We start from the raw sequence: 22,422 nt of genomic DNA on the forward strand, positions 1-22,422 counted from the left end.
CATGCTGGCCTATATCTTTCGCCGCCTGCTGCTGATCATCCCGACCCTGTTCGGCATTCTGGTCATCAACTTCATCATCATCCAGGCCGCGCCCGGCGGCCCGGTCGAACAGATGATCGCCAAGCTGGAAGGTTTCGATGCAGCCGCCGGCGGCGCCACGGGGCGCATCGGTGGCGGCGGTGCCGAAGTGTCGGTGGCCGGCTCCAACTACCGTGGCGCACAGGGCCTCGATCCGCAACTGATCGCCGAGATCGAGAAGATGTACGGCTTCGACAAGTCGGCGCCGGAACGTTTCTGGATCATGCTGAAGAATTACGCGCAGCTGGACTTCGGCTCCAGCTTCTTCCGTGACGCCCAGGTCATCGACCTGATCATCGAGAAGATGCCGGTGTCGATCTCGCTCGGTCTGTGGAGCACCCTGATCATGTATCTGGTGTCCATACCGCTGGGGATCGCCAAGGCCACCCGCCACGGCAGCGCCTTCGACGTCTGGACCAGTTCGGCGATCATCGTCGGCTACGCCATCCCGGCCTTCCTCTTCGCCATCCTGCTGATCGTGCTGTTCGCCGGTGGCAGCTACTGGGACTGGTTCCCGCTACGCGGCCTGACCTCGAACAACTTCGAGCAGCTCAGCCTCGGCGGCAAGATTCTCGACTACCTCTGGCACCTGGTGCTGCCGGTTACCGCCCTTGTCATCGGTAACTTCGCCACCCTGACCCTGCTGACCAAGAACAGCTTTCTCGACGAGATCAACAAACAGTACGTGGTGACAGCCCGCGCCAAGGGCCTGACCAACAATCGCGTGCTCTACGGCCACGTCTTCCGTAACGCCATGCTGCTGATCATCGCCGGTTTCCCCGCAGCCTTCATCGGCATCTTCTTCACCGGCTCCCTGCTGATCGAGGTGATCTTCTCGCTCGACGGCCTGGGCCTGATGAGCTTCGAAGCGGCGATCAACCGCGACTATCCGGTGGTGTTCGGCACCCTGTTCATCTTCACCTTGCTGGGGCTGATCGTGAAATTGATCGGTGACATCACCTACACCCTGGTCGATCCACGCATCGACTTCGAAAGCCGGGAGGGTTGAGCATGAAACTCTCCCCTCTCAATCGACGCCGTTTCGACCGCTTCAAGGCGCACAAGCGCGGCTGGTGGTCGCTGTGGCTGTTTCTCATCCTGTTTGGCCTGAGCCTCGGCGCCGAACTGATCGCCAACGACAAGCCGTTGGCCGTGCGCTACGACGGCGAGTGGTATTTCCCGGTGCTCAAGCGCTACCCGGAAACCGTGTTCGGCGGCGAGTTCCCGCTGCAGGCCAACTACAAGAGTCCCTATATTCAGGACCTGATCGCAGAGAAAGATGGGCGGATGATCTGGCCGCCGATCCCGTTCAGCTATTCGAGCATCAACTACGACCTGGAAGTACCGGCCCCCGCACCGCCCTCGGCGCAGAACTGGCTGGGCACCGACGATCAGGGCCGTGACGTGCTCGCACGGGTGATCTACGGCTTTCGCATCTCGGTGCTGTTCGCCCTGATCCTGACCCTGGCCAGCTCGGTGATCGGCGTGATCGCCGGCGCGCTGCAGGGCTTCTATGGCGGCTGGGTCGACCTGATCGGTCAGCGCTTTCTGGAAATCTGGTCAGGCCTGCCGGTGCTCTATCTGCTGATCATTCTCGCCAGCTTCGTGCAGCCGAATTTCTGGTGGCTGCTGGGCATCATGCTGCTGTTCTCCTGGATGAGCCTGGTGGACGTGGTACGCGCCGAGTTCCTGCGCGGCCGCAATCTCGAGTACGTGCGTGCGGCGCGGGCGCTGGGCATGGGCAACGGCGCGATCATGTTCCGCCACATCCTGCCCAACGCCATGGTCTCGACCATGACCTTCATGCCCTTCATCCTGACCGGCGCCATCGGCACCCTCACTGCGCTGGACTTCCTCGGCTTCGGCCTGCCGCCCGGCGCACCGTCGCTCGGCGAGCTGGTCGCCCAGGGCAAGAGCAACCTGCAGGCGCCCTGGCTGGGTATCAGCGCCTTCGCCGTACTGGCGATCATGCTGAGCCTGCTGGTGTTCATCGGCGAAGCCGCCCGCGATGCCTTCGACCCGAGGAAATGACATGAGCCAGAACGAAACCCTGCTGCAAGTTCGCGACCTGGCCGTCGAATTCGTCACGGGCGAAAACTGCCAGCGCGTGGTCGAGGGAGTCAGCTTCGACATCCGCAAAGGCGAGACACTGGCCCTGGTCGGCGAAAGCGGCTCAGGCAAATCGGTCACCGCCCACTCGATCCTGCGCCTGCTGCCCTACCCGCTGGCACGCCATCCGCATGGCAGCATCGAGTACGCTGGCGAAGACCTGCTCAAGCTCGGCGAGGGCCGTCTGCGCGGCATCCGTGGCAACCGCATCGCCATGGTCTTCCAGGAGCCGATGACCTCGCTCAACCCGCTGCATACCATTGAGAAGCAGATCAACGAGGTCCTCGCCCTGCACAAGGGCCTGCGCGGCAAGGCAGCCAGCGCACGTACTCTGGAGTTGCTGGAGCTGGTCGGCATTCCGGAGCCGAAGAAGCGTCTGAAAGCCTACCCACACGAACTTTCCGGCGGCCAACGGCAGCGGGTGATGATCGCCATGGCCCTGGCCAACGAGCCACAGCTGTTGATCGCCGACGAGCCGACCACCGCCCTGGATGTCACCGTACAGCTGAAAATCCTCGAATTGCTCAAGGATCTGCAGGCGCGTCTGGGCATGTCATTGCTGCTGATCAGCCATGATCTCAACCTGGTTCGCAGAATTGCCCATCGCGTATGTGTCATGCAGCGCGGTCGCATCGTCGAACAGGCGTCGTGTGAACAATTGTTCCAGGCGCCGCAGCATCCCTATACCCAGGAACTGCTCGGCGCCGAGCCCAGTGGCGAACCTGCGGCCAACCCCGCAGGCCAGCCATTGCTGGAAGTGGACGACCTGCGCGTGTGGTTCCCGATCAAGAAGGGCCTGCTGCGCCGGACGGTGGATCATGTCAAAGCGGTGGACGGCATCAACTTCAGCCTGCCTCAGGGCCAGACCCTGGGCATCGTCGGCGAAAGTGGTTCCGGCAAGTCCACGCTGGGCATGGCCATTCTGCGGCTGCTCGCCAGTCGCGGTGATATCCGCTTCCAGGGCCAGCAGCTGCAGGGCCTGAGCCAGCAGGAAGTACGCCCGCTGCGCAGGCAGATGCAGGTGGTGTTTCAGGACCCCTTCGGCAGCCTGAGCCCGCGCATGTCGGTGAGCCAGATCGTCGGTGAAGGTCTGCGCATTCACCGCATGGGCAACGAGGCGGAGCAGGAACAGGCGATCATCGACGCGCTTTTGGAGGTAGGGCTGGATCCGCAGACGCGGCATCGCTACCCCCACGAGTTTTCTGGCGGGCAACGGCAGCGGATTGCCATTGCCCGGGCACTGGTGTTGAAACCGGCGCTGATCCTGCTGGACGAGCCCACCTCGGCGCTCGACCGCACGGTTCAGCGTCAGGTGGTGGAGTTGTTGCGCGGCTTGCAGGCCAAGTACAACCTGACCTATCTGTTTATCAGCCATGACTTGGCGGTAGTCAGAGCGCTGAGCCACCAATTGATGGTGGTCAAGCAGGGCCAGGTGGTCGAACAGGGGTCTGCCGAGTCGATCTTCAGCGCACCGCAACACCCTTATACGCAGCAGTTGCTGGAAGCCGCTTTTCTGGCCCCGGCAACGGCTCACTGATCCTTGAAACAGGAAGAGGAATAGCACAATGGGTTTTCTAACCGGTAAGCGCGTACTCATCGTTGGCGTTGCCAGCAAACTGTCCATCGCCTCGGGTATCGCCGCCGCCATGCACCGCGAAGGTGCCGAGCTGGCTTTCACCTACCAGAACGAGAAGCTCAAGGGCCGCGTCGAAGAGTTCGCCGCCGGCTGGGGCTCCAGCGCTGACCTGTGCTTCCCTTGCGATGTGGCCAGCGACGAGGAAATCGCCGCCGTATTCGAAGCGCTGAGCAAGAAGTGGGACGGCCTGGACTGCATCGTCCACTCGGTCGGCTTCGCCCCGGGCGACCAGCTCAATGGCGACTTCACCGAAGTGACCACCCGTGAAGGCTTCAAGATCGCCCACGACATCAGCGCCTACAGCTTCGTCGCCCTGGCCAAGGCCGGTCGCGAGATGATGAAGGGCCGCAACGGCAGCCTGCTCACCCTCTCCTACCTGGGTGCCGAGCGCACCATGCCCAACTACAACGTCATGGGCATGGCCAAGGCCAGCCTGGAAGCTGGCGTGCGCTACCTGGCCGGCAGCCTCGGCCCGGAAGGCACCCGCGTCAACGCCATTTCCGCCGGCCCGATCCGCACCCTGGCTGCCAGCGGCATCGCCAGCTTCCGCAAGATGCTGGCGGCCAACGAGAAGCAGACCCCGCTGCGTCGCAACGTCACCATCGAGGAAGTCGGCAATGCCGGCGCCTTCCTCTGCTCTGACCTGGCCTCGGGCATCAGCGGCGAGATCATGTACGTCGACGGCGGCTTCAACACCACCGCCATGGGCGCCATGGAAGACTGATCGGCAGTCGACCGGGCATCGACTGGAACTCCAGCATCGATGCCCCCTGCTGAACAGCACGAAAACGCCGCAGATCCCCTTGGGACTGCGGCGTTTTTTCGTCAGGACGCCAGCAAATCCTGCAGGGGCTGAGCGCGCCGAGCCGCGTTCTGATGTCACATTTCATTAAAGCCCGGCACGCATCAACACTGACGCGGTCCTAGATGGGAGGCCTGGAACCGAGAAAGGTAAATGATCCAGACAAACACCTGGCGAGCCTGCCTGATTACCGCGCTATGCAGCGTCGCGGCTGGCTGCGCATTACCGCCACTGGATGGCCGTAGCGAAAGCCTGGCCTTCACCCAGGCCGAAACGGCCGACACCACACTGGGGCAAGCTCTGGGTAGCGAGCGGGACGCTCATCCCGGCTTGTCCGGCATACTTACGCTGGCAGCGGCCAGGGACGCCTTCGCCGCGCGCATGCTGATGGTCGAAGCGGCCGAGCGCAGCCTCGACGTGCAGTACTACATCTGGCGCAATGACGTCACCGGCACCCTGTTACTCGACGCCCTGCTCAGAGCTGCAGAGCGCGGCGTACGCGTCCGCCTGCTGCTGGACGACAACGGCATTGCCGGTCTCGACCAGACACTCAGCACACTCGATCAACACTCCAACATCGATGTACGTCTGTTCAACCCCTTCTCCCTGCGCAAAGCCAAGATGCTGGGTTATCTGACGCATTTCTCCCGCGCCAACCGGCGCATGCACAACAAGTCGCTTACCGTCGACAACCAGGCCACCATCATTGGCGGGCGCAATATTGGCGACGAGTACTTCGATGCCAGTGAGGGCGTGCTTTTCGCCGACCTCGACGTGCTGGCAATCGGCCCAGTGGTGGCGGATACCTCGGACGATTTCGATCGTTACTGGGCCAGTGATTCGAGCTATCCGCTGGAGCTGATCGTGCCGCGCAGCCAGAACGCCCCATTGCGCCTACACGATATCGCTGCAGACCTTTCCAATACACCTGCAGCCAGCGGCTACGTGAAAGCCCTACAGGAAAGCGACTTCATTGCACGCCTGCTGGACAAGGATCTGAGCTTTGAATGGAGCGAGACCACGCTGGTCAGTGACGATCCCGCCAAAGGCCTTGGCACAGCCAGTGATGGCGAACTATTGATCAGCGACCTGAAAGACATGCTCGACACCCCCACATCTCGGGTCGATCTCGTCTCCCCCTACTTCGTCCCCACGCAAGCCGGCGTCGACCTGTTCACCGGCATGGTACGACGCGGCATTGAGGTGCGTATTCTCACCAATGCGCTGGAAGCAACCGACGTGACGCCCGTGCATGCCGGCTACGCCAAGCGTCGTCGCGCCTTGCTGGAAGGTGGCGTCAAACTCTATGAAATGCGCCTGGGTGCCGACGACGAGGGCCACCGGGAAAAAGCCGGGCCGTTTGGCAGCTCCGGCTCTAGCCTGCACGCAAAGACCTTCGCTCTGGATGGCCAGCGCATTTTCATCGGCTCGTTCAACTTCGATCCACGCTCCGCCCGCCTCAACACGGAGATGGGCTTCATCATCGAAAGCCCGGCACTGGCCGCCGCCATTGGCCAGGCATTCGAAACCGATATTCCGGCAAATGCCTATGAGCTGGGGCTAAGCGAGAACGGCGGGCTCTACTGGCTTGAGCGCCAGAATGGCGAGCAACGTCGACTCGACAGCGAGCCTGGTACGGGGCTGCTGAAAAATCTGGGTGTGCGCCTGCTTTCGTGGCTGCCCATCGAATGGTTGTTATGACCTCAAAATGAAAGAGCCCCGCACTTGGCGGGGCTCTTTCTTAGCGAACAACGATCAGAAACGTTCGATGTCGGCCTTGGCTTCCAGCTGCTTACGCAGTGCGGCGAAGTCCTGCTGACCTGCACGCGATGCGAGGAAGTTGCGGTACATGGCAAGCTCTTCGTCAGCCAGCGTTTCTTCCGGCACATTCACGCCATCGAGACGCAGCACAACATAGTCACCATTGTTCAGTGTCACGCCGGCGAAGGTCGGCTCGCCCGCCTTGGCTGGCTTGGGCATACGGAACAGCGCTTGCAGCACCTTCGGCTCAACGCCGTCCTGGCTGCGCGTGGCGGCTTCCTGAACCTGCCAGCCAGCATCGGCAACTTCACCTGCCTCGGCAGCGGCCAGTTGCTTCTCGCCCTCAGCCTTGGCGGCAGCGGCGGCGCGCTCTTGCTGCAGATGAGCGCGGATGCTCTCTGCAACCTGCTCAAGCGGCAACTGCTCAGGCTTGTTGTGCTCTTTGACGCGCACGACAACCACGGTGCTTGGGTCCAGTTCGATGGTCGAGCTGTTGGTGCCATCTTCCAGAACCTCAGGGCTGAATGCAGCCTGCAGTACCTGACGGTTGGCAGTGATACCAGTTGCACCACCCTCACGGCCGAAGGCTTCGCTGGTCTTGACCTCGAGCCCCAGCTCCTGAGCCGGCTGCACCAGATCCGACGCTTCGAACGCAGCATCTTCCAACTGCTTGGTCGCCTCGACGAAGCGCTGCTCGACCTGTTGCGCCTTGAAGTCACGCGCCAGCTTGTCCTTGAGGCTGTCGAAGCTCGGCACTTCAGGCGCCTGAACACCCAGCAGCTTGATCAGATGCCAGCCGAACTCGCTCTTGACCGGTTCGGAGACCTGCCCTTGCTGCAGTGCATAGAGCGCCTCTTCGAAGGCCGGGTCGTAAACGCCAGGACCGGCGTACCCCAGATCACCGCCATCGGCAGCCGATCCTGGGTCTTGCGAGAACTCCTTGGCCAGGGCAGCGAAATCTTCGCCAGCGTCTACACGCGCCTTGATCTCTTCGATCTTGGTGCGCGCTGCCTGGTCATCGCCCTCGATCAGGATGTGCGCAGCCTGACGCTGCTCAGCCAGGTTGGCGATCTCGCTCTCGTACAGCGGCTGCAGATCTTCATCGCTGACTTCGACCTGATCGAAGAAGCTGTCCTTGTGCAGTTCGACGTACTCCAGCACCACTTGCTCAGGGCTCATGAACTCGCTGGCATGCTCGTCATAATAGGCTTTGACGTCGTCATCGCTCAGGTTGATCGCAGCACTGTCGGCTTTGATGACGAGGCTGGCGAAGTCACGGGTCTGGCGCTCGAGATTGGCGAACGCACGCGCCTCCTGCTCAGTGACGAAGCTACTGGCGCCGAGGCCGGCACGCAGTTGCCCAATCAGCATTTCCTCTTCCAGCATCTGGCGGAACTGCAGACGGGTGTAGCCCATCTGGCGAATGACCTGATCGAAGCGCGCAGCATCGAAGCGGCCATCTACCTGAAATTCGGGAGTTTGCAGAATGACCTGATCCAGCGCCCCCTGCGAGAAGGCGAAGTGGGAATCGTCCGCTGCTTGCAACAGCAGCTTGCGCTCGATCAAACCCTTGAGCGAAGCCTCACGCAGCAACTTGTCATCGAGCAGCGAGGCATCGAAATCGCGACCCAATTGCTGCAGCAGTTGGCGACGCTGCATTTCAACGGCCTGGTTGAGCTCGCTGAGGGTAATGGTGTCTCCGTTCACGTCAGCCGCATTGTTGCGATTGCTGGCTCCCGTGACGATAGCTTCGAAACCGGTAAACGCCATCAGCATCACAATGAGGCCGATGATGATTTTGGCAATCCAACCGCGTGAATTGTCCCTGATGTTTTGCAGCATGCTTCCCCCAGAACGACTGTACAGAGTCACCAGCCGCGCAGTGTGGGTAATGTCCAGATAGAAGAAAGGCGCATCCTTGGATGCGCCTTCTCGTAACGCGTTAAGCAGTCAGAGCAAGAGTCTGGGACTACCTGCGCTGCCCCCTAACAGCCGCCAGATGAAGCCTGACGGCGAGGCAAACCCGGAAGACGCTTAGTTGACGGCGTCTTTCAGAGCCTTGCCAGCTTTGAAGCCTGGGATCTTGGCAGCAGCGATGCTGATCGGCTTGCCGGTCTGCGGGTTGCGACCAGTGCGAGCAGCGCGCTCTTTGACAGCGAAGGTGCCGAAGCCAACCAGCACAACGGAGTCACCAGCTTTCAGAGCGCCAGTGACGGATTCAATCACTGCATCCAGCGCGCGGCCAGCAACAGCTTTCGGGATATCAGCAGATGCAGCGATGGCATCGATCAGTTCCGACTTGTTCACTCTAAGTCCCCTTATTTCTGTTTAGTTTGTTTCTTGATTTTTAGTGTAAGCAAAGCGGGTGCTGGATGGCCTGCTGACACAATAAGAGCCGCTTTATAACAAGGGCTCAAAAATTGTGTCAAGGAAGCCCCCCGGCTAATGCGTGCTAATTCGCTCCTTGGAATCAGACTCGCGCTTGTCATCCGTTGCAACCATCTCGGGAGCCGCATCGGGCAAGGGCTCCGGGGCGTATTGCAGCGCAATTTGCAGGACCTCGTCAATCCATTTAACCGGTTTAATCTGCAGGTCTTGCTTAATATTTTCCGGAATTTCCTTCAGATCACGCACATTTTCTTCGGGAATAATCACAGTCTTGATCCCACCCCGATGAGCTGCCAGAAGTTTTTCCTTGAGACCACCGATGGCCAACACCTGACCACGCAAGGTGATTTCTCCGGTCATGGCCACGTCCGCCCGCACCGGAATCTGCGTCAATGCCGAGACCAGCGCCGTGCACAGACCAATGCCCGCGCTCGGGCCATCCTTAGGTGTCGCACCTTCCGGCATATGGATGTGAACATCACGCTTCTCGTTAAAATCAGCTGCGATCCCCAGGCTTTTCGCACGACTGCGAACCACCGTCATGGCCGCCGTCATGGACTCTGCCATGACATCGCCCAACGAGCCGGTCTTGATCAAAACGCCCTTACCAGGCACTACCGCCGTCTCGATGGTAAGCAGCTCGCCGCCCACCTGCGTCCACGCCAAACCCGTTACCTGGCCAATCTGATCCTGCTGCTCGGCGAGACCGTAGCGATGCTTGCGCACCCCCAGGAAGTGCTCCAGGGAGTCAGCGCTGACCGTGACCTGAAAACGCTTCTCGCGCACATGTTCCTTGACAACTTTGCGGCAGACCTTGGCAATCTGCCGTTCCAGACTGCGCACGCCCGCTTCACGTGTGTAGTAACGAATAATGTCGCGAATCGCCGATTCTTCAATTTCCAGCTCGCCCTTCTTCAGACCATTGGCCTGTATCTGCTTGGGCGCCAGGTATTTGATGGCAATGTTGACCTTCTCGTCCTCGGTGTAACCCGGCAGCCGAATGACTTCCATCCGGTCCAGCAACGGCCCAGGGATATTCATCGAGTTGGCGGTGCAGAGGAACATCACGTCCGACAGGTCGTAATCGACCTCCAGATAGTGATCGTTGAAGTTGTGGTTCTGCTCTGGATCGAGCACTTCGAGCAGCGCAGACGCAGGATCGCCGCGCATGTCCTGGCCCATCTTGTCGATTTCATCGAGCAGGAACAGCGGATTGCGCACACCCACCTTGGTCATCTTCTGAATCAGACGCCCCGGCATCGAACCGATATAGGTACGACGGTGACCACGAATCTCGGCCTCGTCGCGTACGCCGCCCAAAGCCATGCGCACGAACTTGCGGTTGGTCGCGCTAGCAATGGACTCGGCCAAAGAGGTTTTGCCCACACCGGGCGGGCCTACCAGGCACAGCACCGGCCCCTTGAGTTTCTTCACCCGCTTCTGCACGGCGAGATACTCGAGGATGCGTTCCTTGACCTCTTCCAGACCGTAATGGTCGGCATCGAGGATGCTCTCTGCACGTGCCAGGTCGAGACGTACCTTGCTCTCGGCCTTCCACGGCACGTTCACCAACCAGTCGATGTAGGAACGCACCACAGTGGCTTCGGCAGACATCGGCGACATCTGCTTGAGCTTGTTCAACTCGGCATTGGCCTTGGCCAGCGCTTCCTTGGTCAGGCCGGCGTTGTCGATGCGCTTCTTCAGCTCATCGATCTCGTTGTGGCCTTCATCGATGTCGCCCAGCTCCTTCTGAATGGCCTTCATCTGCTCATTCAAGTAGTACTCGCGCTGGCTGCGCTCCATCTGCTTCTTAACGCGACCACGGATGCGCTTCTCGACCTGCAGCAGGTCGATCTCGGCATCCAGCAGCGCCAGCACATGCTCGACGCGGGCGGACAGCGAGGTGATCTCGAGGATTTCCTGCTTCTGCTCTATCTTCAGCGCCATGTGCGCGGCCATGGTATCGACCAGGCGGCTGGGCTCATCGATGCTGTTGAGCGAAGACAGCACTTCGGCCGGGACCTTCTTGCCCAACTGCACGTATTGCTCGAACTGACTGAGCAGGCTACGAGTAAAAACCTCGGACTCGCGCTCGGCGGTCTCGCCCTCCTCGATCAGTTGCACTTCGGCGCGGCAATGATCATCGAGCTCGATGAAACGCTCGATGGAGCCTCGCTGCTCACCCTCGACCAGCACTTTGACGGTGCCGTCGGGCAACTTGAGCAGCTGCAGGACGGTGGCAACGGTGCCTACGCGATACAGATCCTGATCATCCGGATCATCGACGGCCGGATTCTTCTGGGCCACCAGAAGAATCTGCTTGTCGCCCGTCATCGCTGCCTCGAGGGCCTCGATGGATTTCTCACGCCCGACGAAAAGCGGGATGACCATGTGCGGATAGACCACTACATCGCGCAATGGCAGGAGAGGCAATTCGATGGTTGTCTTCATGATTTCGGCTCAGCGGCGGCCATAAGGCCGTAAACAGGCGGGATTACCCTTGGCATTTAAGATGGGGGTAGCTCCCATAAAAAACAAGCGCAATGTCCAGAAAAGCGAAGGGGCCCGAGGGGCCCCTTCTTTGCATCGTGTGACAGCCGTCAGGCGTCTGGTGCGGCCTTCGCCGGCGGCTCGCTGTTCTCGTAGATCAACAGCGGCTTGGAGGTACCTTCGATGACACTCTCGTCGATCACCACCTTGCTCACGTCCTGCTGGGACGGGATTTCGTACATGGTGTCGAGCAGAATGCCCTCGAGGATAGAACGCAGGCCACGTGCACCGGTCTTGCGTTCCAGCGCCTTCTGCGCCACGGATTTCAGCGCATCGGAGCGGAACTCCAGGTCCACGCCTTCCATCTCGAACAGCTTGGCGTACTGTTTGGTCAGCGCGTTCTTCGGCTCGGTGAGGATCTGTACCAGAGCTGCTTCGTCCAACTCTTCCAGGGTCGCAATCACCGGCAGACGACCGACGAACTCGGGAATCAGGCCGAACTTGACCAGATCGTCCGGCTCGACTTCGCGCAGCGACTCGCCGATCTTCTTGCCTTCCTGCTTGCTGCGCACTTCCGCCCCGAAACCGATGCCGCCCTTGGTGGAGCGCGCCTGGATGACTTTCTCCAGACCGGCGAATGCACCGCCACAGATGAACAGGATGTTGCGCGTGTCGACCTGCAGGAATTCCTGCTGCGGATGCTTGCGCCCGCCTTGCGGCGGAACCGAGGCAACAGTGCCCTCGATCAGTTTCAGCAGCGCCTGCTGCACGCCCTCACCCGACACGTCGCGAGTAATCGACGGGTTATCGGACTTGCGCGAGATCTTGTCGATTTCGTCGATGTAGACGATGCCCATCTGGGCCTTCTCGACATCGTAATCGCACTTCTGCAGCAGCTTCTGAATGATGTTCTCGACGTCCTCACCGACATAACCGGCTTCGGTCAGGGTGGTGGCGTCAGCGATGGTGAAGGGCACGTTGAGCAGACGCGCCAGCGTTTCCGCCAGCAATGTCTTGCCGGAACCGGTCGGACCGATCAGCAGAATGTTGCTCTTGCCCAGCTCGACATCATCTTTCTTGTCGCGCTGATTAAGACGCTTGTAGTGGTTGTATACCGCTACCGACAGCACTTTCTTGGCGCGCTCCTGACCAATCACATACTGATCGAGGATGCCGCTGATTTCCTTGGGTGCTGGGAGTTTGTGCGCGCTGCTCTCGGCCTGTGCTTCCTGCACCTCCTCGCGGATGATGTCGTTGCACAGGTCGACGCATTCGTCGCAGATGAAGACGGAAGGACCGGCGATCAACTTGCGCACTTCATGCTGGCTTTTGCCGCAGAAGGAGCAATAAAGCAGTTTGCCGTTGTCCTCGCCGTTACGGGTATCAGTCATTCGATCAATCCAATACGGTAGGCTTGAAACACAAGATGAAGGCAAATGCGGGCATTTTCAAGGGCGCAAGTCGCGTCATTGAAGGATGCCCGCAGCCGGCGCCTCATCTAGACCGGCATTTGACGCTTTTCGTGCACCGCATCGACCAAACCATACTCCACGGCACGCGAAGCGCTCATGAAATTGTCGCGATTGGTGTCACGCTCGATGGTTTCCAGGCTCTGACCGGTGTGATGAGCCAGCAGTTCGTTCAGGCGCTCTCGGATGAAGAGGATTTCCTTGGCATGAATCTCGATGTCCGAGGCCTGCCCCTGGAAGCCGCCCAGCGGCTGGTGAATCATCACACGCGAGTTCGGCAGGCAGAAACGCTTGCCCTTGGCACCGCCAGCCAGCAGGAACGCGCCCATGCTGCAGGCCTGACCGATGCAGGTGGTAGACACGTCCGCCTTGATGAACTGCATGGTGTCATAGATCGCCATGCCGGCAGTCACCGAGCCACCCGGCGAGTTGATGTACAGGTGAATGTCCTTGTCCGGATTCTCTGCTTCCAGAAACAGCAGCTGGGCGCAGATCAGGTTGGCCATGTAGTCCTCGACCTGACCAACCAGAAAGATCACGCGCTCCTTGAGCAGACGCGAGTAGATGTCGTAGGCACGCTCGCCACGAGCGGACTGCTCGATGACCATCGGCACCAGGCCGCCAGCGGCCTGGATTTCAGGCATGTTTTGCATAAAAGGATTGCGGGACATGTCTTGCGCTCACTCCCTAATAGTCATGTCTCAAATACGCATAAGCCAGCACGGAGGCTGGCTTATGGTGGTGTACTCGAACGAGGTTACCAGATCAGTCGGCTTTAGGAGCTTCCGCCGGCTTGACTGCGTCTTCGTAGGAAACCGCTTTATCGGTCACGTTGGCCTTCTGCAGAACAGTATCTACAACTTGCTCTTCCAGTACAACCGAACGCACTTCGTTCATTTGCTGGTCGTTCTTGTAGTACCAGGCAACGACCTGCTCAGGCTCTTGGTAAGCCGAGGCCATTTCTTCGATCAGTTCGCGTACGCGGGCTTCGTCCGGCTTCAGGTCGAACTGCTTGACCACTTCAGCAACGATCAGGCCCAGCACCACACGGCGCTTGGCTTGCTCTTCAAACAGTTCGGCCGGCAGTTGGTCAGGCTGGATATTGCCACCGAACTGCTGAACGGCCTGCACGCGCAGACGGTTCACTTCGTTACCGATCAGCGCCTTCGGCACTTCAACCGGGTTGGCAGCCAGCAGGCCGTCCATTACCTGGTTCTTGACCTTGGACTTGATGGCCTGACGCAGCTCGCGCTCCATGTTCTTGCGGACTTCGGCACGGAAACCTTCCAGACCGCCTTCCTTGATACCGAACAGAGCGAAGAATTCGTCGTTCAGCTCAGGCAGTTGCGGCGCGGAAACGCTGTTTACGGTAACGGTGAACTCGGCGGTTTTGCCGGCCAGATCGAGGTTCTGGTAGTCCTCGGGGAACGTCGGGTTGATCACGCGCTCTTCACCAGCCTTGGCGCCGACCAGGGCGTCTTCGAAGCCCGGGATCATGCGGCCGGAGCCCAGCACCAGCTGAGTGCCCTTGGCGCTACCGCCAGCGAAGGCTTCGCCGTCGATCTTGCCAACGAAGTCGATGTTCAGCTGGTCGCCATTCTCGGCAGCACGCTCAACAGCTTCGAAACGGGTGTTCTGCTTGCGCAGGATGTCGAGCATGTTGTCGACGTCGCTATCAGCCACATCAGCTTCGAGGCGCTCGATGGCGATGGAGTCGAAACCGGAAACCTGAAACTCGGGGAATACTTCAAAAGTAGCGACGTATTCCAGATCCTTACCCTTCTCGAAGGATTTGGGCTCGACAGCCGGAGCACCGGCCGGATTCAGCTTCTGCTCAACCACGGCTTCGTAGAAGGTAGCCTGGATCAGGTCGCCCAGGGCTTCCTGACGAGCAGCGTCTTCATAACGCTGACGGATCACGCTCATCGGCACCTTGCCAGGACGGAAGCCAGGAACCTTGGCACGACGGGCAGTCTGCTGCAGACGCTTGTTGACTTCGGTCTCGATGCGCTCGACGGGTACGCCGACAGTCATGCGGCGCTCAAGAGCAGAAGTGCTTTCAACAGAAACTTGCATGGATATTCCTCGTTGCACAGACATAAGCCGGCTCGAACCGGCCCCGAATCAAGGCCAAGCATTCTAGAGGCTCAATGTGCAGAAGTCACCCTAGAAGCAGGCGGCAGTCGGGAGGGGCTATATAAAGATGGTGCGGACGGAGAGACTCGAACTCTCACACCTTGCGGCGCCAGAACCTAAATCTGGTGTGTCTACCAATTCCACCACGTCCGCGTGGCTTTGCAGCTTAAAACAAAAACGCCAGGCTTTTGGCCTGGCGCTTTGGAATATGGGGTGGACGATGGGAATCGAACCCACGACACCAGGAGCCACAATCCTGTGCTCTACCAACTGAGCTACGCCCACCATATTGCATTTGCTTACTCTTGCCTGACCGCCAAATGGCGCACCCGGCAGGACTCGAACCTGCGACCATCCGCTTAGAAGGCGGATGCTCTATCCAGCTGAGCTACGGGCACTTATCCATCCGCTAGCGCAGACTTACAAGCTTTTGGCTCCAGCCTCACCACCAGGGCTTGGCTCTTGCCGCCTCACCCAGCGAGTGGCTGTTCCTGAGAAGCGGGGCGAATGTTATAGACGCCTCCCAACCTCGTCAACAGAAATTTTCAAAAAAATTCAGCGATTTAAAGGAGTTACGCGAAAACGACGGCAGGCGCCTTTGCCCAGGTGAGCGCCCATGCGAGAATGCGCGTCCTTTTTTCATCCTTATTAATGGTTAACCAGCGCAATGACCGCACAACTGATCGACGGCAAGGCGATCGCCGCCAGCCTCCGCCAGCAGATTGCCCAACGTGTCGCCGAACGCCGCCAGCAAGGCCTTCGTGCGCCAGGCCTGGCCGTGATCCTGGTCGGCACCGATCCTGCCTCCCAGGTCTATGTGTCACACAAACGCAAGGATTGCGAAGAAGTCGGTTTCCTCTCCCGTGCCTATGACCTGCCGGCAGAGACCAGCCAGGCCGATCTGCTCGCGCTGATCGACGAGCTCAATGAAGACCCGACCATCGACGGCATTCTGGTACAGCTGCCGCTACCGGAGCACCTGGATTCCTCGCTGCTGCTCGAGCGTATTCGCCCAGACAAGGACGTGGACGGCTTCCACCCCTACAACATTGGCCGCCTGGCCCAGCGCATGCCGCTGCTACGCCCATGCACGCCGAAAGGCATCATGACGCTGCTGGAAAGCACTGGCGTTGACCTCTACGGCCTGCATGCCGTGGTAGTCGGCGCCTCGAATATCGTTGGCCGGCCGATGGCCATGGAGCTGCTGCTGGCCGGCTGCACCGTGACCGTCACTCATCGTTTCACCAAGGATCTGGCCAGCCATGTCGGCCAGGCTGACATCGTCGTGGTCGCGGCCGGCAAGCCGGGCCTGGTCAAGGGCGAGTGGATCAAGGAAGGCGCCATCGTCATCGACGTCGGCATCAACCGCCAGGAAGATGGCAAGCTGGTCGGCGATGTGACCTTTGATGCCGCCCTGCCCCGCGCCGGCTGGATCACTCCGGTTCCGGGTGGCGTAGGCCCGATGACCCGTGCGGGTCTTTTGGAAAACACCCTGCACGCAGCCGAACACCTGCATAAATAAGCAGCGCTGCGCAACGAACAACGGCACCCTCAGGTGCCGTTGTCGTTTCTGCCGCCAGGATCAGTTACGCGCCTGCTCCCAGGACTTGAGCAACTCGTCGTAGGCGATGGTTTCGCCCTTGGGTTTCTCGTTGGCCAACTTGGGTTTCGGTGCACCCGGCTGATCGAACCAGTATTGCGGATCACGCGGCTCGTTCAGCTTCGGCCCGCACTCACCCAGTACGCCGGAACGCTCCAGACGACCAAGCATGGTGTCTTGCGCTGCGGCCAGGCCATCGAGGGCCTGTTGCGGCGTCTTATCACCGCTGGCGGCCTCGGCGATGAACTGCCACCAGAGCTGAGCCAGACGTGGATAGTCAGGCACGTTGGTGCCGGTTGGCGTCCATTGCACACGTGCCGGACTGCGGTAGAACTCCACCAGACCACCCAGCTTGGGCGCTACGTCCGTCATCGCCTGCGAGTTGATGTCCGACTCGCGAATCGGCGTCAGGCCGACCAGGGTCTTCTTCAACGACACAGTCTTGGAGGTGACGAACTGCGCATAGAGCCAGGCGGCCAGGCGCTGCTTCTCCGGCGTGGAGTTGAGGAAAGTCCAGGAGCCGGTGTCCTGATAACCGAGCTTCATGCCCTCCTCCCAGTACGGGCCCTTGGGCGACGGTGCCATACGCCATTTCGGCGTGCCATCGTCGTTGACCACCGGCAGGCCCGGCTTGGTCATATCGGCGGTAAAAGCGGTGTACCAGAAGATCTGCTGAGCGATGGCGCCCTGCGCCGGCACCGGCCCGGATTCGGAGAAGGTCATGCCCTGCGCTTCCGGCGGCGCGTACTGGCGCATCCAATCGACGTACTTCTGCGTGGCGAACACCGCCGCCGGCCCGTTGGTATCACCACCGCGGGCGACACTGGAACCTACCGGGCGGCAGCCGTCGACGCGAATGCCCCACTCGTCCACCGGCAGGCCGTTGGGCAGGCCCTTGTCGCCACCGCCAGCCATGGAGAACCAGGCGTCGGTGAAACGCCAGCCCAGCGACGGATCTTTCTTGCCGTAGTCCATATGGCCATAGACGCGTTTACCGTCGATTTCCTTGACGTGCTTGGAGAAGAACTCGGCGATGTCCTCGTAAGCTGACCAGTTCACCGGCACGCCCAGCTCGTAGCCGTAGATTTCCTTGAACTTGGCCTTCAGCTCCGGACGCTCGAACCAGTCGGCGCGGAACCAGTAGAGGTTGGCAAACTGCTGATCGGGCAACTGATAAACCTTGCCGTCCGGCCCGGTGGTGAATGACAGGCCGATGAAATCGTCAAGATCGAGAGTCGGCGAGGTGAAGTCCTTACCCTCGTTAGCCATCATGTCGGTGATCGAGACCGCCTTGCCATAGCGGAAGTGGGTACCGATCAGGTCCGAGTCGTTGACCCAGCCGTCGTAGATGTTCTTGCCGGACTGCATCTGCGTCTGCAGTTTCTCGACCACATCGCCTTCCTGCATCAGGTCATGCTTGAGCTTGATGCCGGTGATTTCACTGAAGGCCTTGGCCAGCACCTTGGACTCGTACTCATGGGTGGTCAGAGTTTCCGAGGCGACGTTGATGTTCATGCCACGAAACGGCTCGGCAGCCTTGATGAACCACTTCAGTTCTTCGAGCTGTTGCTCGGGCGTCAGAGTCGAGGGGTTGAACTCATCAGCAATCCATTTCTTCGCGGCCTCTTCATAGGCATCCGCCCAGGCCACACCGCTCAAACCGGACAACGCCAGCAAGGCGGCCAACGCCATGCTATGTCGGGTCTTGTTGTTATTGTCGAACATAGAGACCTCCATCTCAGGATATGGGGAGAGGCATACCGGCGGCAGCCCGGCTCAGCCCCAGCGCATGACTGCGCACAACCACAACAGCGATAGCAGCGACGCTATCCACACGCTCCAGTCGGTCACGCCTATTACCAGCAGATGCAGGTAGGCGCTGCCGAGCAGACCGATGAACAACCGATCACCCCGGGTTGTGGTGATCGGCAGAAAACCCTTGCGCTCGACGCACGGCCAGCGCAGCTCGACCAGCGTCATGCCGGCCAGCAGCACGGCGATGCCGCCGAAGAACAGCGCGGTCGGCAGAGTCCAGGCCATCCAGCTCATGACGAACCTCCCTTACACGCGACCGAGGGCGAAGCCCTTGGCCACATGGTTGCGAACGAACCAGATCACCAGCATCCCCGGGATGATGGTCAGCACCCCGGCGGCGGCCAGTACACCCCAGTCGATACCCGACGCGGACACGGTACGGGTCATCACCGCGGCGATGGGCTTGGCGTCTACCGAGGTCAGGGTGCGCGCCAGCAGCAGCTCGACCCAGGAGAACATGAAGCAGAAGAAGGCCGTGACACCGATACCGGAGCGGATCAGCGGGATGAAGATCTTCACGAAGAATTTCGGAAAGCTGTAGCCGTCGATGTAGGCCGTCTCATCGATTTCCTTCGGCACGCTGGACATGAAGCCTTCAAGGATCCACACCGCCAGCGGCACGTTGAACAGGCAGTGCGCCAGCGCCACGGCGATATGGGTGTCGAACAGGCCGATGGACGAGTAGAGCTGGAAGAACGGCAACAGGAACACCGCCGGCGGCGCCATGCGGTTGGTCAGCAGCCAGAAGAACAGGTGCTTGTCGCCGAGAAAGCGGTAGCGCGAGAAGGCATAGGCCGCCGGCAGCGCCACGCTGAGCGAGATCAGGGTGTTGAGGCTGACGTAGTACAGCGAGTTGAGGTAGCCCTCGTACCAGCTGCGGTCGGTGAAGATCACCCGATAGTTGTCCAGGGTGAAGTTCTGCGGCCAAAGGCTGAGCCCGCCGAGAATTTCGGTATTGCTCTTGAACGACATGTTCAGCAGCCAGTAGATCGGCACCAGCAGGAACAGAAAGTAGATCAGCAGTACCAGGCGTTTGCGCAGCGTCATGGTCGGCCTCAGCGGGTTTTGTCGTCGTGGGTCATGGCGGTATAGAACAGCCAGGACACCAGCAGGATGATCAGGAAGTACACCAGCGAGAACGCCGCCGCCGGGCCTAGGTCGAACTGGCCGACAGCCATTTGCGTCAGGGTCTGGCTGAGGAAGGTGGTGGCGTTGCCCGGCCCGCCGCCGGTGAGCACGAAGGGCTCGGTGTAGATCATGAAGCTGTCCATGAAGCGCAGCATCACCGCGATCAGCAGCACGCTCTTGAGCTTGGGCAACTGGATATGGCGAAACACCGCCCAGTTCGAGGCGCGATCGATGCGCGCCGCCTGGTAGTAGACGTCGGGAATGGCGCGCAGCCCGGAGTAGCACAGCAGCGCCACCAACGATGTCCAATGCCAGACGTCCATGATCAGCACCGTCACCCAGGCATCCATGGTGTTGGCCGCGTAGTTGTAGCTGATGCCCAGGCTGTTCAGAGCCCAGCCCATCAAGCCGATGTCGGCGCGGCCGAAGATTTGCCAGATGGTGCCGACCACGTTCCATGGGATCAGCAGCGGAATGGCCATCAGAATCAGACACAGCGACGCCCAGCGCCCGCGCGTCGGCATGCACAGGGCGATGGCGATGCCTAAGGGAATCTCGATCAGCAGCACGCAGGCGGAGAAGATGAACTGGCGCAGCAACGAATCATGCAGGCGCGGGTCCTGCAGCACCTGGCGATACCAGTCGACGCCGACGAAGTAGCGCGTGGCCGGGTCGAAGATGTCCTGCACCGAGTAGTTGACCACCGTCATCATCGGCACGATGGCGCTGAACGCCACCAGCAGAAATACCGGCAGCACCAGCCACCAGGCCTTGTTGTTCTGCACCTTCATGGCGCCACCTCCACCAGGTAGTCGTCGGCATAGAGCATCAGCCACTGCGCCGGAAAACTCAGGTAAACCTGCTCGTGCGGCACCGGCTGATCCTCCTGCAGGCGCGCCTTGAGCACCTGGCCATCGAGGTCGAAAGTGAGGATCTTGTAGGTGCCGAGATCCTCGACATACAGCACCCGACCACACAGCGCGTCTTCATAGGCGCCGTCCCAGACGTGCACGAACTCGGGACGAATGCCCACCTGCAGGCGCTTGCCGTCCAGTTCGGCGAGACGCTGGTTGAGCGCGTCGGAAAGCGGCAGCACCGTATCGGCGAAGCGCACCCCGCCCTCACAGCGCTGCACCTCGATCAGATTCATCCCCGGGCTGCCAATGAAATAGCCGACGAAGGTATGGCCGGGGCGCTCGAACAGCTCGCGTGGCGTGCCGAACTGGACGATCTGCCCGCCGTACATCACTGCGATCTTGTCGGCGAAGGTTGAGGCCTCCAACTGGTCGTGGGTGACGTAGACCATGGTGATGTTGAACTGCTCATGGATCTGCTTGAGCTTGCGCCGCAGCTTCCACTTCAGATGCGGGTCAATCACCGTCAGCGGCTCGTCGAAGAGAATTGCCGATACGTCGTCGCGCACCAGGCCACGGCCCATGGAGACCTTCTGCTTCTCGTCGGCGGTGAGGTTACGCGCCTTCTTGTGCAGCAAGCGATGCAACTCCAGCACCTCGGCGATCTCGTGCACCTTGCTCATCACCCGAGCTTCGTCCATGCCCTGGTTGCGCAGTGGGAAGGCCAGGTTGTCGAACACCGTCATGGTGTCGTAGACCACCGGAAACTGGAAAACCTGGGCGATGTTGCGCTCCTGCGGCGACAGCGTGTTGACCGCCTTGCCGTCGAACTGCACCTCGCCCTGAGACGGGCTGAGCAAGCCGGAGATGATGTTTAGCAAGGTGGACTTGCCGCAGCCCGACGGCCCCAGCAGCGCATAGGCGCCGCCTTGCTGCCAGATATGGTTCATCTCGCGGATTGCGTAATCTTCCGGCGCTTTCGGCGTGCCGCTGTAACTGTGGGCAAGGTTGTGCAAGCGAATCTCGGCCATCAGGCGGCCCTCCCCTGACGACGACTGGGCGCCTGCACCAACTGCCCATCGGCAGCGAAGACGAACAGCTTGTGGGTCGGGATGTAGATCAGGATCGGCGTATCGACCGCATACTCGTGCACGCCCGGCAGGTGCAGCACCAGCACGAACTGCTCGTTGCGCACATGCAGGAAGGTTTCCGAGCCGCTGATCTCGGCCAGCTCAACGGTTACCGCCAGCTCCAGATCATCGTCGTTGGACGGCACCAAACCGATATGGCTGGGGCGCACGCCAAAGCGGTACTCGCCCTCGGCGATGCCGCGCAGATCGGGATTGAGCGGAAAGTGCACGCAGTCGGCGAAGCTCACCTCGGAGCCGCTGATACGCCCCGGCATCAGATTGATCGCAGGCTCCGAGAACAGCTCGGCAGCCAGCACCTGTTGCGGGCGGTGGTAGACCTCGGCGGTCTTGCCGCTCTGGATAACCCGCCCCTCGTGCAGGATGGTGGTGGTGCCACCCAGGGCCAGCGCCTCGTTGGGCTCGGTGGTGGCGTAGATGGCGATGGTGTGGCGCGCCTGGAACAGCTCGCGCATTTCCTGGCGCAGCTCCTCGCGCAGCTTGTAGTCGAGGTTGACCAGCGGTTCGTCGAACAGGATCAGCGAGGCATCCTTGACCAGCGCCCGGGCCATGGCCGTGCGCTGCTGCTGGCCGCCGGACAGCTCCAACGGATAACGCGACAGCAGTTTCTCGATGCGTAGCATGCGCGCCGTGGCCTCGACCTTCTCGACGATCTGCTCCTTGGCCACGCCGGCCTGGCGCAGTGGCGAGGCGATGTTCTCGAACACCGTCAGGGTCGGGTAGTTGATGAACTGCTGATAGACCATCGACACGTTGCGCTGGCGCACCGGCACGCCGGTGACATCGGCGCCGTTCATCAGCACGCGGCCGCTATTGGGCCGATCCAGCCCGGCCATCAGGCGCATCAGGCTGGTCTTGCCGGCCAGGGTACGGCCGAGCAGAACGTTGAAGGAGCCGGGTTCGAAACTCAGGCAGGCATCGTCGATATGCACCTGGCCGTCGACGATACGGGTGACGTGTTCGAGCTTGAGCGACATGGCCTGTCCTTTTTCTTGTCGTGCCATTCGA

The 22,422-nt window shown here is 60.5% G+C and carries 18 protein-coding genes and 3 tRNA genes; 6 read left to right on the plus strand and 15 right to left on the minus strand.

What is annotated here, in order from left to right; translation table 11 throughout:
* Window position 1 precedes the first annotated feature (1 nt).
* From ACNFCJ_RS17365 to ACNFCJ_RS17385, 5 genes are all read left to right on the plus strand, one after another.
* The gene (locus tag ACNFCJ_RS17365; RefSeq protein ID WP_125879894.1) at window positions 2-1,087 is read left to right on the plus strand and encodes a microcin C ABC transporter permease YejB; all 1,086 of its coding nucleotides are present in this window, start codon (window positions 2-4) and stop codon (window positions 1,085-1,087) included.
* Between the two features lie 2 nt (window positions 1,088-1,089).
* Window positions 1,090-2,109 (plus strand): ABC transporter permease, encoded by a 1,020-nt coding sequence (locus tag ACNFCJ_RS17370; RefSeq protein ID WP_416772668.1) that lies wholly within the window; start codon window positions 1,090-1,092, stop codon window positions 2,107-2,109.
* A 1-nt stretch (window position 2,110) separates the two neighbouring features.
* Complete coding sequence (locus tag ACNFCJ_RS17375) at window positions 2,111-3,724, plus strand: ABC transporter ATP-binding protein (protein WP_143500429.1); 1,614 nt, start codon at window positions 2,111-2,113, stop codon at window positions 3,722-3,724.
* Window positions 3,725-3,752: 28 nt separating this feature from the next.
* Entirely contained in the window at window positions 3,753-4,547 is a 795-nt protein-coding gene (fabI, locus tag ACNFCJ_RS17380) for an enoyl-ACP reductase FabI (RefSeq protein ID WP_024308006.1), read from the plus strand.
* Window positions 4,548-4,778: 231 nt separating this feature from the next.
* Window positions 4,779-6,326 (plus strand): phospholipase D family protein, encoded by a 1,548-nt coding sequence (locus tag ACNFCJ_RS17385; RefSeq protein WP_416772669.1) that lies wholly within the window; start codon window positions 4,779-4,781, stop codon window positions 6,324-6,326.
* 54 nt (window positions 6,327-6,380) lie between these two features.
* Here ACNFCJ_RS17385 and ACNFCJ_RS17390 read toward each other — a convergent pair whose 3' ends face one another.
* From ACNFCJ_RS17390 to ACNFCJ_RS17430, 9 genes are all read right to left on the minus strand, one after another.
* On the minus strand, window positions 6,381-8,228 hold the full coding sequence (locus ACNFCJ_RS17390; RefSeq protein ID WP_416772670.1) for a SurA N-terminal domain-containing protein: 1,848 nt from the start codon (window positions 8,226-8,228) through the stop codon (window positions 6,381-6,383).
* A 192-nt stretch (window positions 8,229-8,420) separates the two neighbouring features.
* The gene (gene hupB / locus ACNFCJ_RS17395; RefSeq protein WP_003239952.1) at window positions 8,421-8,693 is read right to left on the minus strand and encodes a nucleoid-associated protein HU-beta; all 273 of its coding nucleotides are present in this window, start codon (window positions 8,691-8,693) and stop codon (window positions 8,421-8,423) included.
* Between the two features lie 135 nt (window positions 8,694-8,828).
* On the minus strand, window positions 8,829-11,225 hold the full coding sequence (lon, locus tag ACNFCJ_RS17400; RefSeq protein ID WP_416772672.1) for an endopeptidase La: 2,397 nt from the start codon (window positions 11,223-11,225) through the stop codon (window positions 8,829-8,831).
* 149 nt (window positions 11,226-11,374) lie between these two features.
* A complete protein-coding gene (clpX, locus tag ACNFCJ_RS17405) occupies window positions 11,375-12,655 on the minus strand; it encodes an ATP-dependent Clp protease ATP-binding subunit ClpX (protein ID WP_099524454.1) in 1,281 nt (426 codons plus the stop codon).
* A 107-nt stretch (window positions 12,656-12,762) separates the two neighbouring features.
* The gene (gene clpP / locus ACNFCJ_RS17410; protein ID WP_037052973.1) at window positions 12,763-13,404 is read right to left on the minus strand and encodes an ATP-dependent Clp endopeptidase proteolytic subunit ClpP; all 642 of its coding nucleotides are present in this window, start codon (window positions 13,402-13,404) and stop codon (window positions 12,763-12,765) included.
* 94 nt (window positions 13,405-13,498) lie between these two features.
* On the minus strand, window positions 13,499-14,809 hold the full coding sequence (tig, locus tag ACNFCJ_RS17415; RefSeq protein ID WP_099524457.1) for a trigger factor: 1,311 nt from the start codon (window positions 14,807-14,809) through the stop codon (window positions 13,499-13,501).
* Between the two features lie 128 nt (window positions 14,810-14,937).
* Window positions 14,938-15,022: transfer RNA gene (locus tag ACNFCJ_RS17420), tRNA-Leu, on the minus strand.
* A gap of 56 nt (window positions 15,023-15,078) precedes the next feature.
* Window positions 15,079-15,154: transfer RNA gene (locus ACNFCJ_RS17425), tRNA-His, on the minus strand.
* A 36-nt stretch (window positions 15,155-15,190) separates the two neighbouring features.
* Window positions 15,191-15,267, minus strand: a tRNA-Arg gene (locus ACNFCJ_RS17430).
* A 269-nt stretch (window positions 15,268-15,536) separates the two neighbouring features.
* Here ACNFCJ_RS17430 and folD point away from each other — a divergent pair.
* Entirely contained in the window at window positions 15,537-16,391 is an 855-nt protein-coding gene (gene folD / locus ACNFCJ_RS17435) for a bifunctional methylenetetrahydrofolate dehydrogenase/methenyltetrahydrofolate cyclohydrolase FolD (protein WP_416772676.1), read from the plus strand.
* Between the two features lie 60 nt (window positions 16,392-16,451).
* Here the strand turns inward: folD and ACNFCJ_RS17440 are convergent, their stop codons facing one another.
* The 6 genes from ACNFCJ_RS17440 to ACNFCJ_RS17465 are packed head-to-tail and all read right to left on the minus strand — an operon-like array spanning window position 16,452 to window position 22,391.
* Window positions 16,452-18,194, minus strand: a complete 1,743-nt coding sequence (locus tag ACNFCJ_RS17440; RefSeq protein ID WP_416772678.1) for an extracellular solute-binding protein — start codon at window positions 18,192-18,194, stop codon at window positions 16,452-16,454.
* A 51-nt stretch (window positions 18,195-18,245) separates the two neighbouring features.
* On the minus strand, window positions 18,246-18,518 hold the full coding sequence (locus ACNFCJ_RS17445; RefSeq protein ID WP_003239937.1) for a DUF2160 domain-containing protein: 273 nt from the start codon (window positions 18,516-18,518) through the stop codon (window positions 18,246-18,248).
* A 12-nt stretch (window positions 18,519-18,530) separates the two neighbouring features.
* Window positions 18,531-19,331, minus strand: a complete 801-nt coding sequence (locus ACNFCJ_RS17450) for a carbohydrate ABC transporter permease (RefSeq protein ID WP_013715270.1) — start codon at window positions 19,329-19,331, stop codon at window positions 18,531-18,533.
* 8 nt (window positions 19,332-19,339) lie between these two features.
* Window positions 19,340-20,203 carry a carbohydrate ABC transporter permease gene (locus ACNFCJ_RS17455; protein ID WP_013715269.1) on the minus strand — a complete coding sequence of 288 codons (864 nt, stop codon included), beginning with the start codon at window positions 20,201-20,203 and terminating at the stop codon, window positions 19,340-19,342.
* Window positions 20,200-21,297 carry an ABC transporter ATP-binding protein gene (locus tag ACNFCJ_RS17460; protein ID WP_416772681.1) on the minus strand — a complete coding sequence of 366 codons (1,098 nt, stop codon included), beginning with the start codon at window positions 21,295-21,297 and terminating at the stop codon, window positions 20,200-20,202. Before ACNFCJ_RS17460 ends, ACNFCJ_RS17455 begins: the two co-directional genes overlap by 4 nt.
* On the minus strand, window positions 21,297-22,391 hold the full coding sequence (locus ACNFCJ_RS17465) for an ABC transporter ATP-binding protein (RefSeq protein ID WP_416772683.1): 1,095 nt from the start codon (window positions 22,389-22,391) through the stop codon (window positions 21,297-21,299). Before ACNFCJ_RS17465 ends, ACNFCJ_RS17460 begins: the two co-directional genes overlap by 1 nt.
* Window positions 22,392-22,422: the final 31 nt, after the last annotated feature.

This window comes from Pseudomonas sp. NY15364 (assembly GCF_048068235.1).
GTDB lineage: Bacteria > Pseudomonadota > Gammaproteobacteria > Pseudomonadales > Pseudomonadaceae > Aquipseudomonas > Aquipseudomonas mendocina_D.

Excerpts from the sequence above, each read along its gene's own strand:
- ACNFCJ_RS17365 (WP_125879894.1), top strand. The coding sequence starts at position 2 with ATGCTGGCCTATATCTTTCGCCGCCTGCTGCTGATCATCCCGACCCTG.
- ACNFCJ_RS17370 (WP_416772668.1), top strand. The coding sequence starts at position 1,090 with ATGAAACTCTCCCCTCTCAATCGACGCCGTTTCGACCGCTTCAAGGCG.
- ACNFCJ_RS17375 (WP_143500429.1), top strand. The coding sequence starts at position 2,111 with ATGAGCCAGAACGAAACCCTGCTGCAAGTTCGCGACCTGGCCGTCGAA.
- fabI (WP_024308006.1), top strand. The coding sequence starts at position 3,753 with ATGGGTTTTCTAACCGGTAAGCGCGTACTCATCGTTGGCGTTGCCAGC.
- ACNFCJ_RS17385 (WP_416772669.1), top strand. The coding sequence starts at position 4,779 with ATGATCCAGACAAACACCTGGCGAGCCTGCCTGATTACCGCGCTATGC.
- ACNFCJ_RS17390 (WP_416772670.1), bottom strand. The coding sequence starts at position 8,228 with ATGCTGCAAAACATCAGGGACAATTCACGCGGTTGGATTGCCAAAATC.
- lon (WP_416772672.1), bottom strand. The coding sequence starts at position 11,225 with ATGAAGACAACCATCGAATTGCCTCTCCTGCCATTGCGCGATGTAGTG.
- clpX (WP_099524454.1), bottom strand. The coding sequence starts at position 12,655 with ATGACTGATACCCGTAACGGCGAGGACAACGGCAAACTGCTTTATTGC.
- clpP (WP_037052973.1), bottom strand. The coding sequence starts at position 13,404 with ATGTCCCGCAATCCTTTTATGCAAAACATGCCTGAAATCCAGGCCGCT.
- tig (WP_099524457.1), bottom strand. The coding sequence starts at position 14,809 with ATGCAAGTTTCTGTTGAAAGCACTTCTGCTCTTGAGCGCCGCATGACT.
- folD (WP_416772676.1), top strand. The coding sequence starts at position 15,537 with ATGACCGCACAACTGATCGACGGCAAGGCGATCGCCGCCAGCCTCCGC.
- ACNFCJ_RS17440 (WP_416772678.1), bottom strand. The coding sequence starts at position 18,194 with ATGTTCGACAATAACAACAAGACCCGACATAGCATGGCGTTGGCCGCC.
- ACNFCJ_RS17445 (WP_003239937.1), bottom strand. The coding sequence starts at position 18,518 with ATGAGCTGGATGGCCTGGACTCTGCCGACCGCGCTGTTCTTCGGCGGC.
- ACNFCJ_RS17450 (WP_013715270.1), bottom strand. The coding sequence starts at position 19,331 with ATGACGCTGCGCAAACGCCTGGTACTGCTGATCTACTTTCTGTTCCTG.
- ACNFCJ_RS17455 (WP_013715269.1), bottom strand. The coding sequence starts at position 20,203 with ATGAAGGTGCAGAACAACAAGGCCTGGTGGCTGGTGCTGCCGGTATTT.
- ACNFCJ_RS17460 (WP_416772681.1), bottom strand. The coding sequence starts at position 21,297 with ATGGCCGAGATTCGCTTGCACAACCTTGCCCACAGTTACAGCGGCACG.
- ACNFCJ_RS17465 (WP_416772683.1), bottom strand. The coding sequence starts at position 22,391 with ATGTCGCTCAAGCTCGAACACGTCACCCGTATCGTCGACGGCCAGGTG.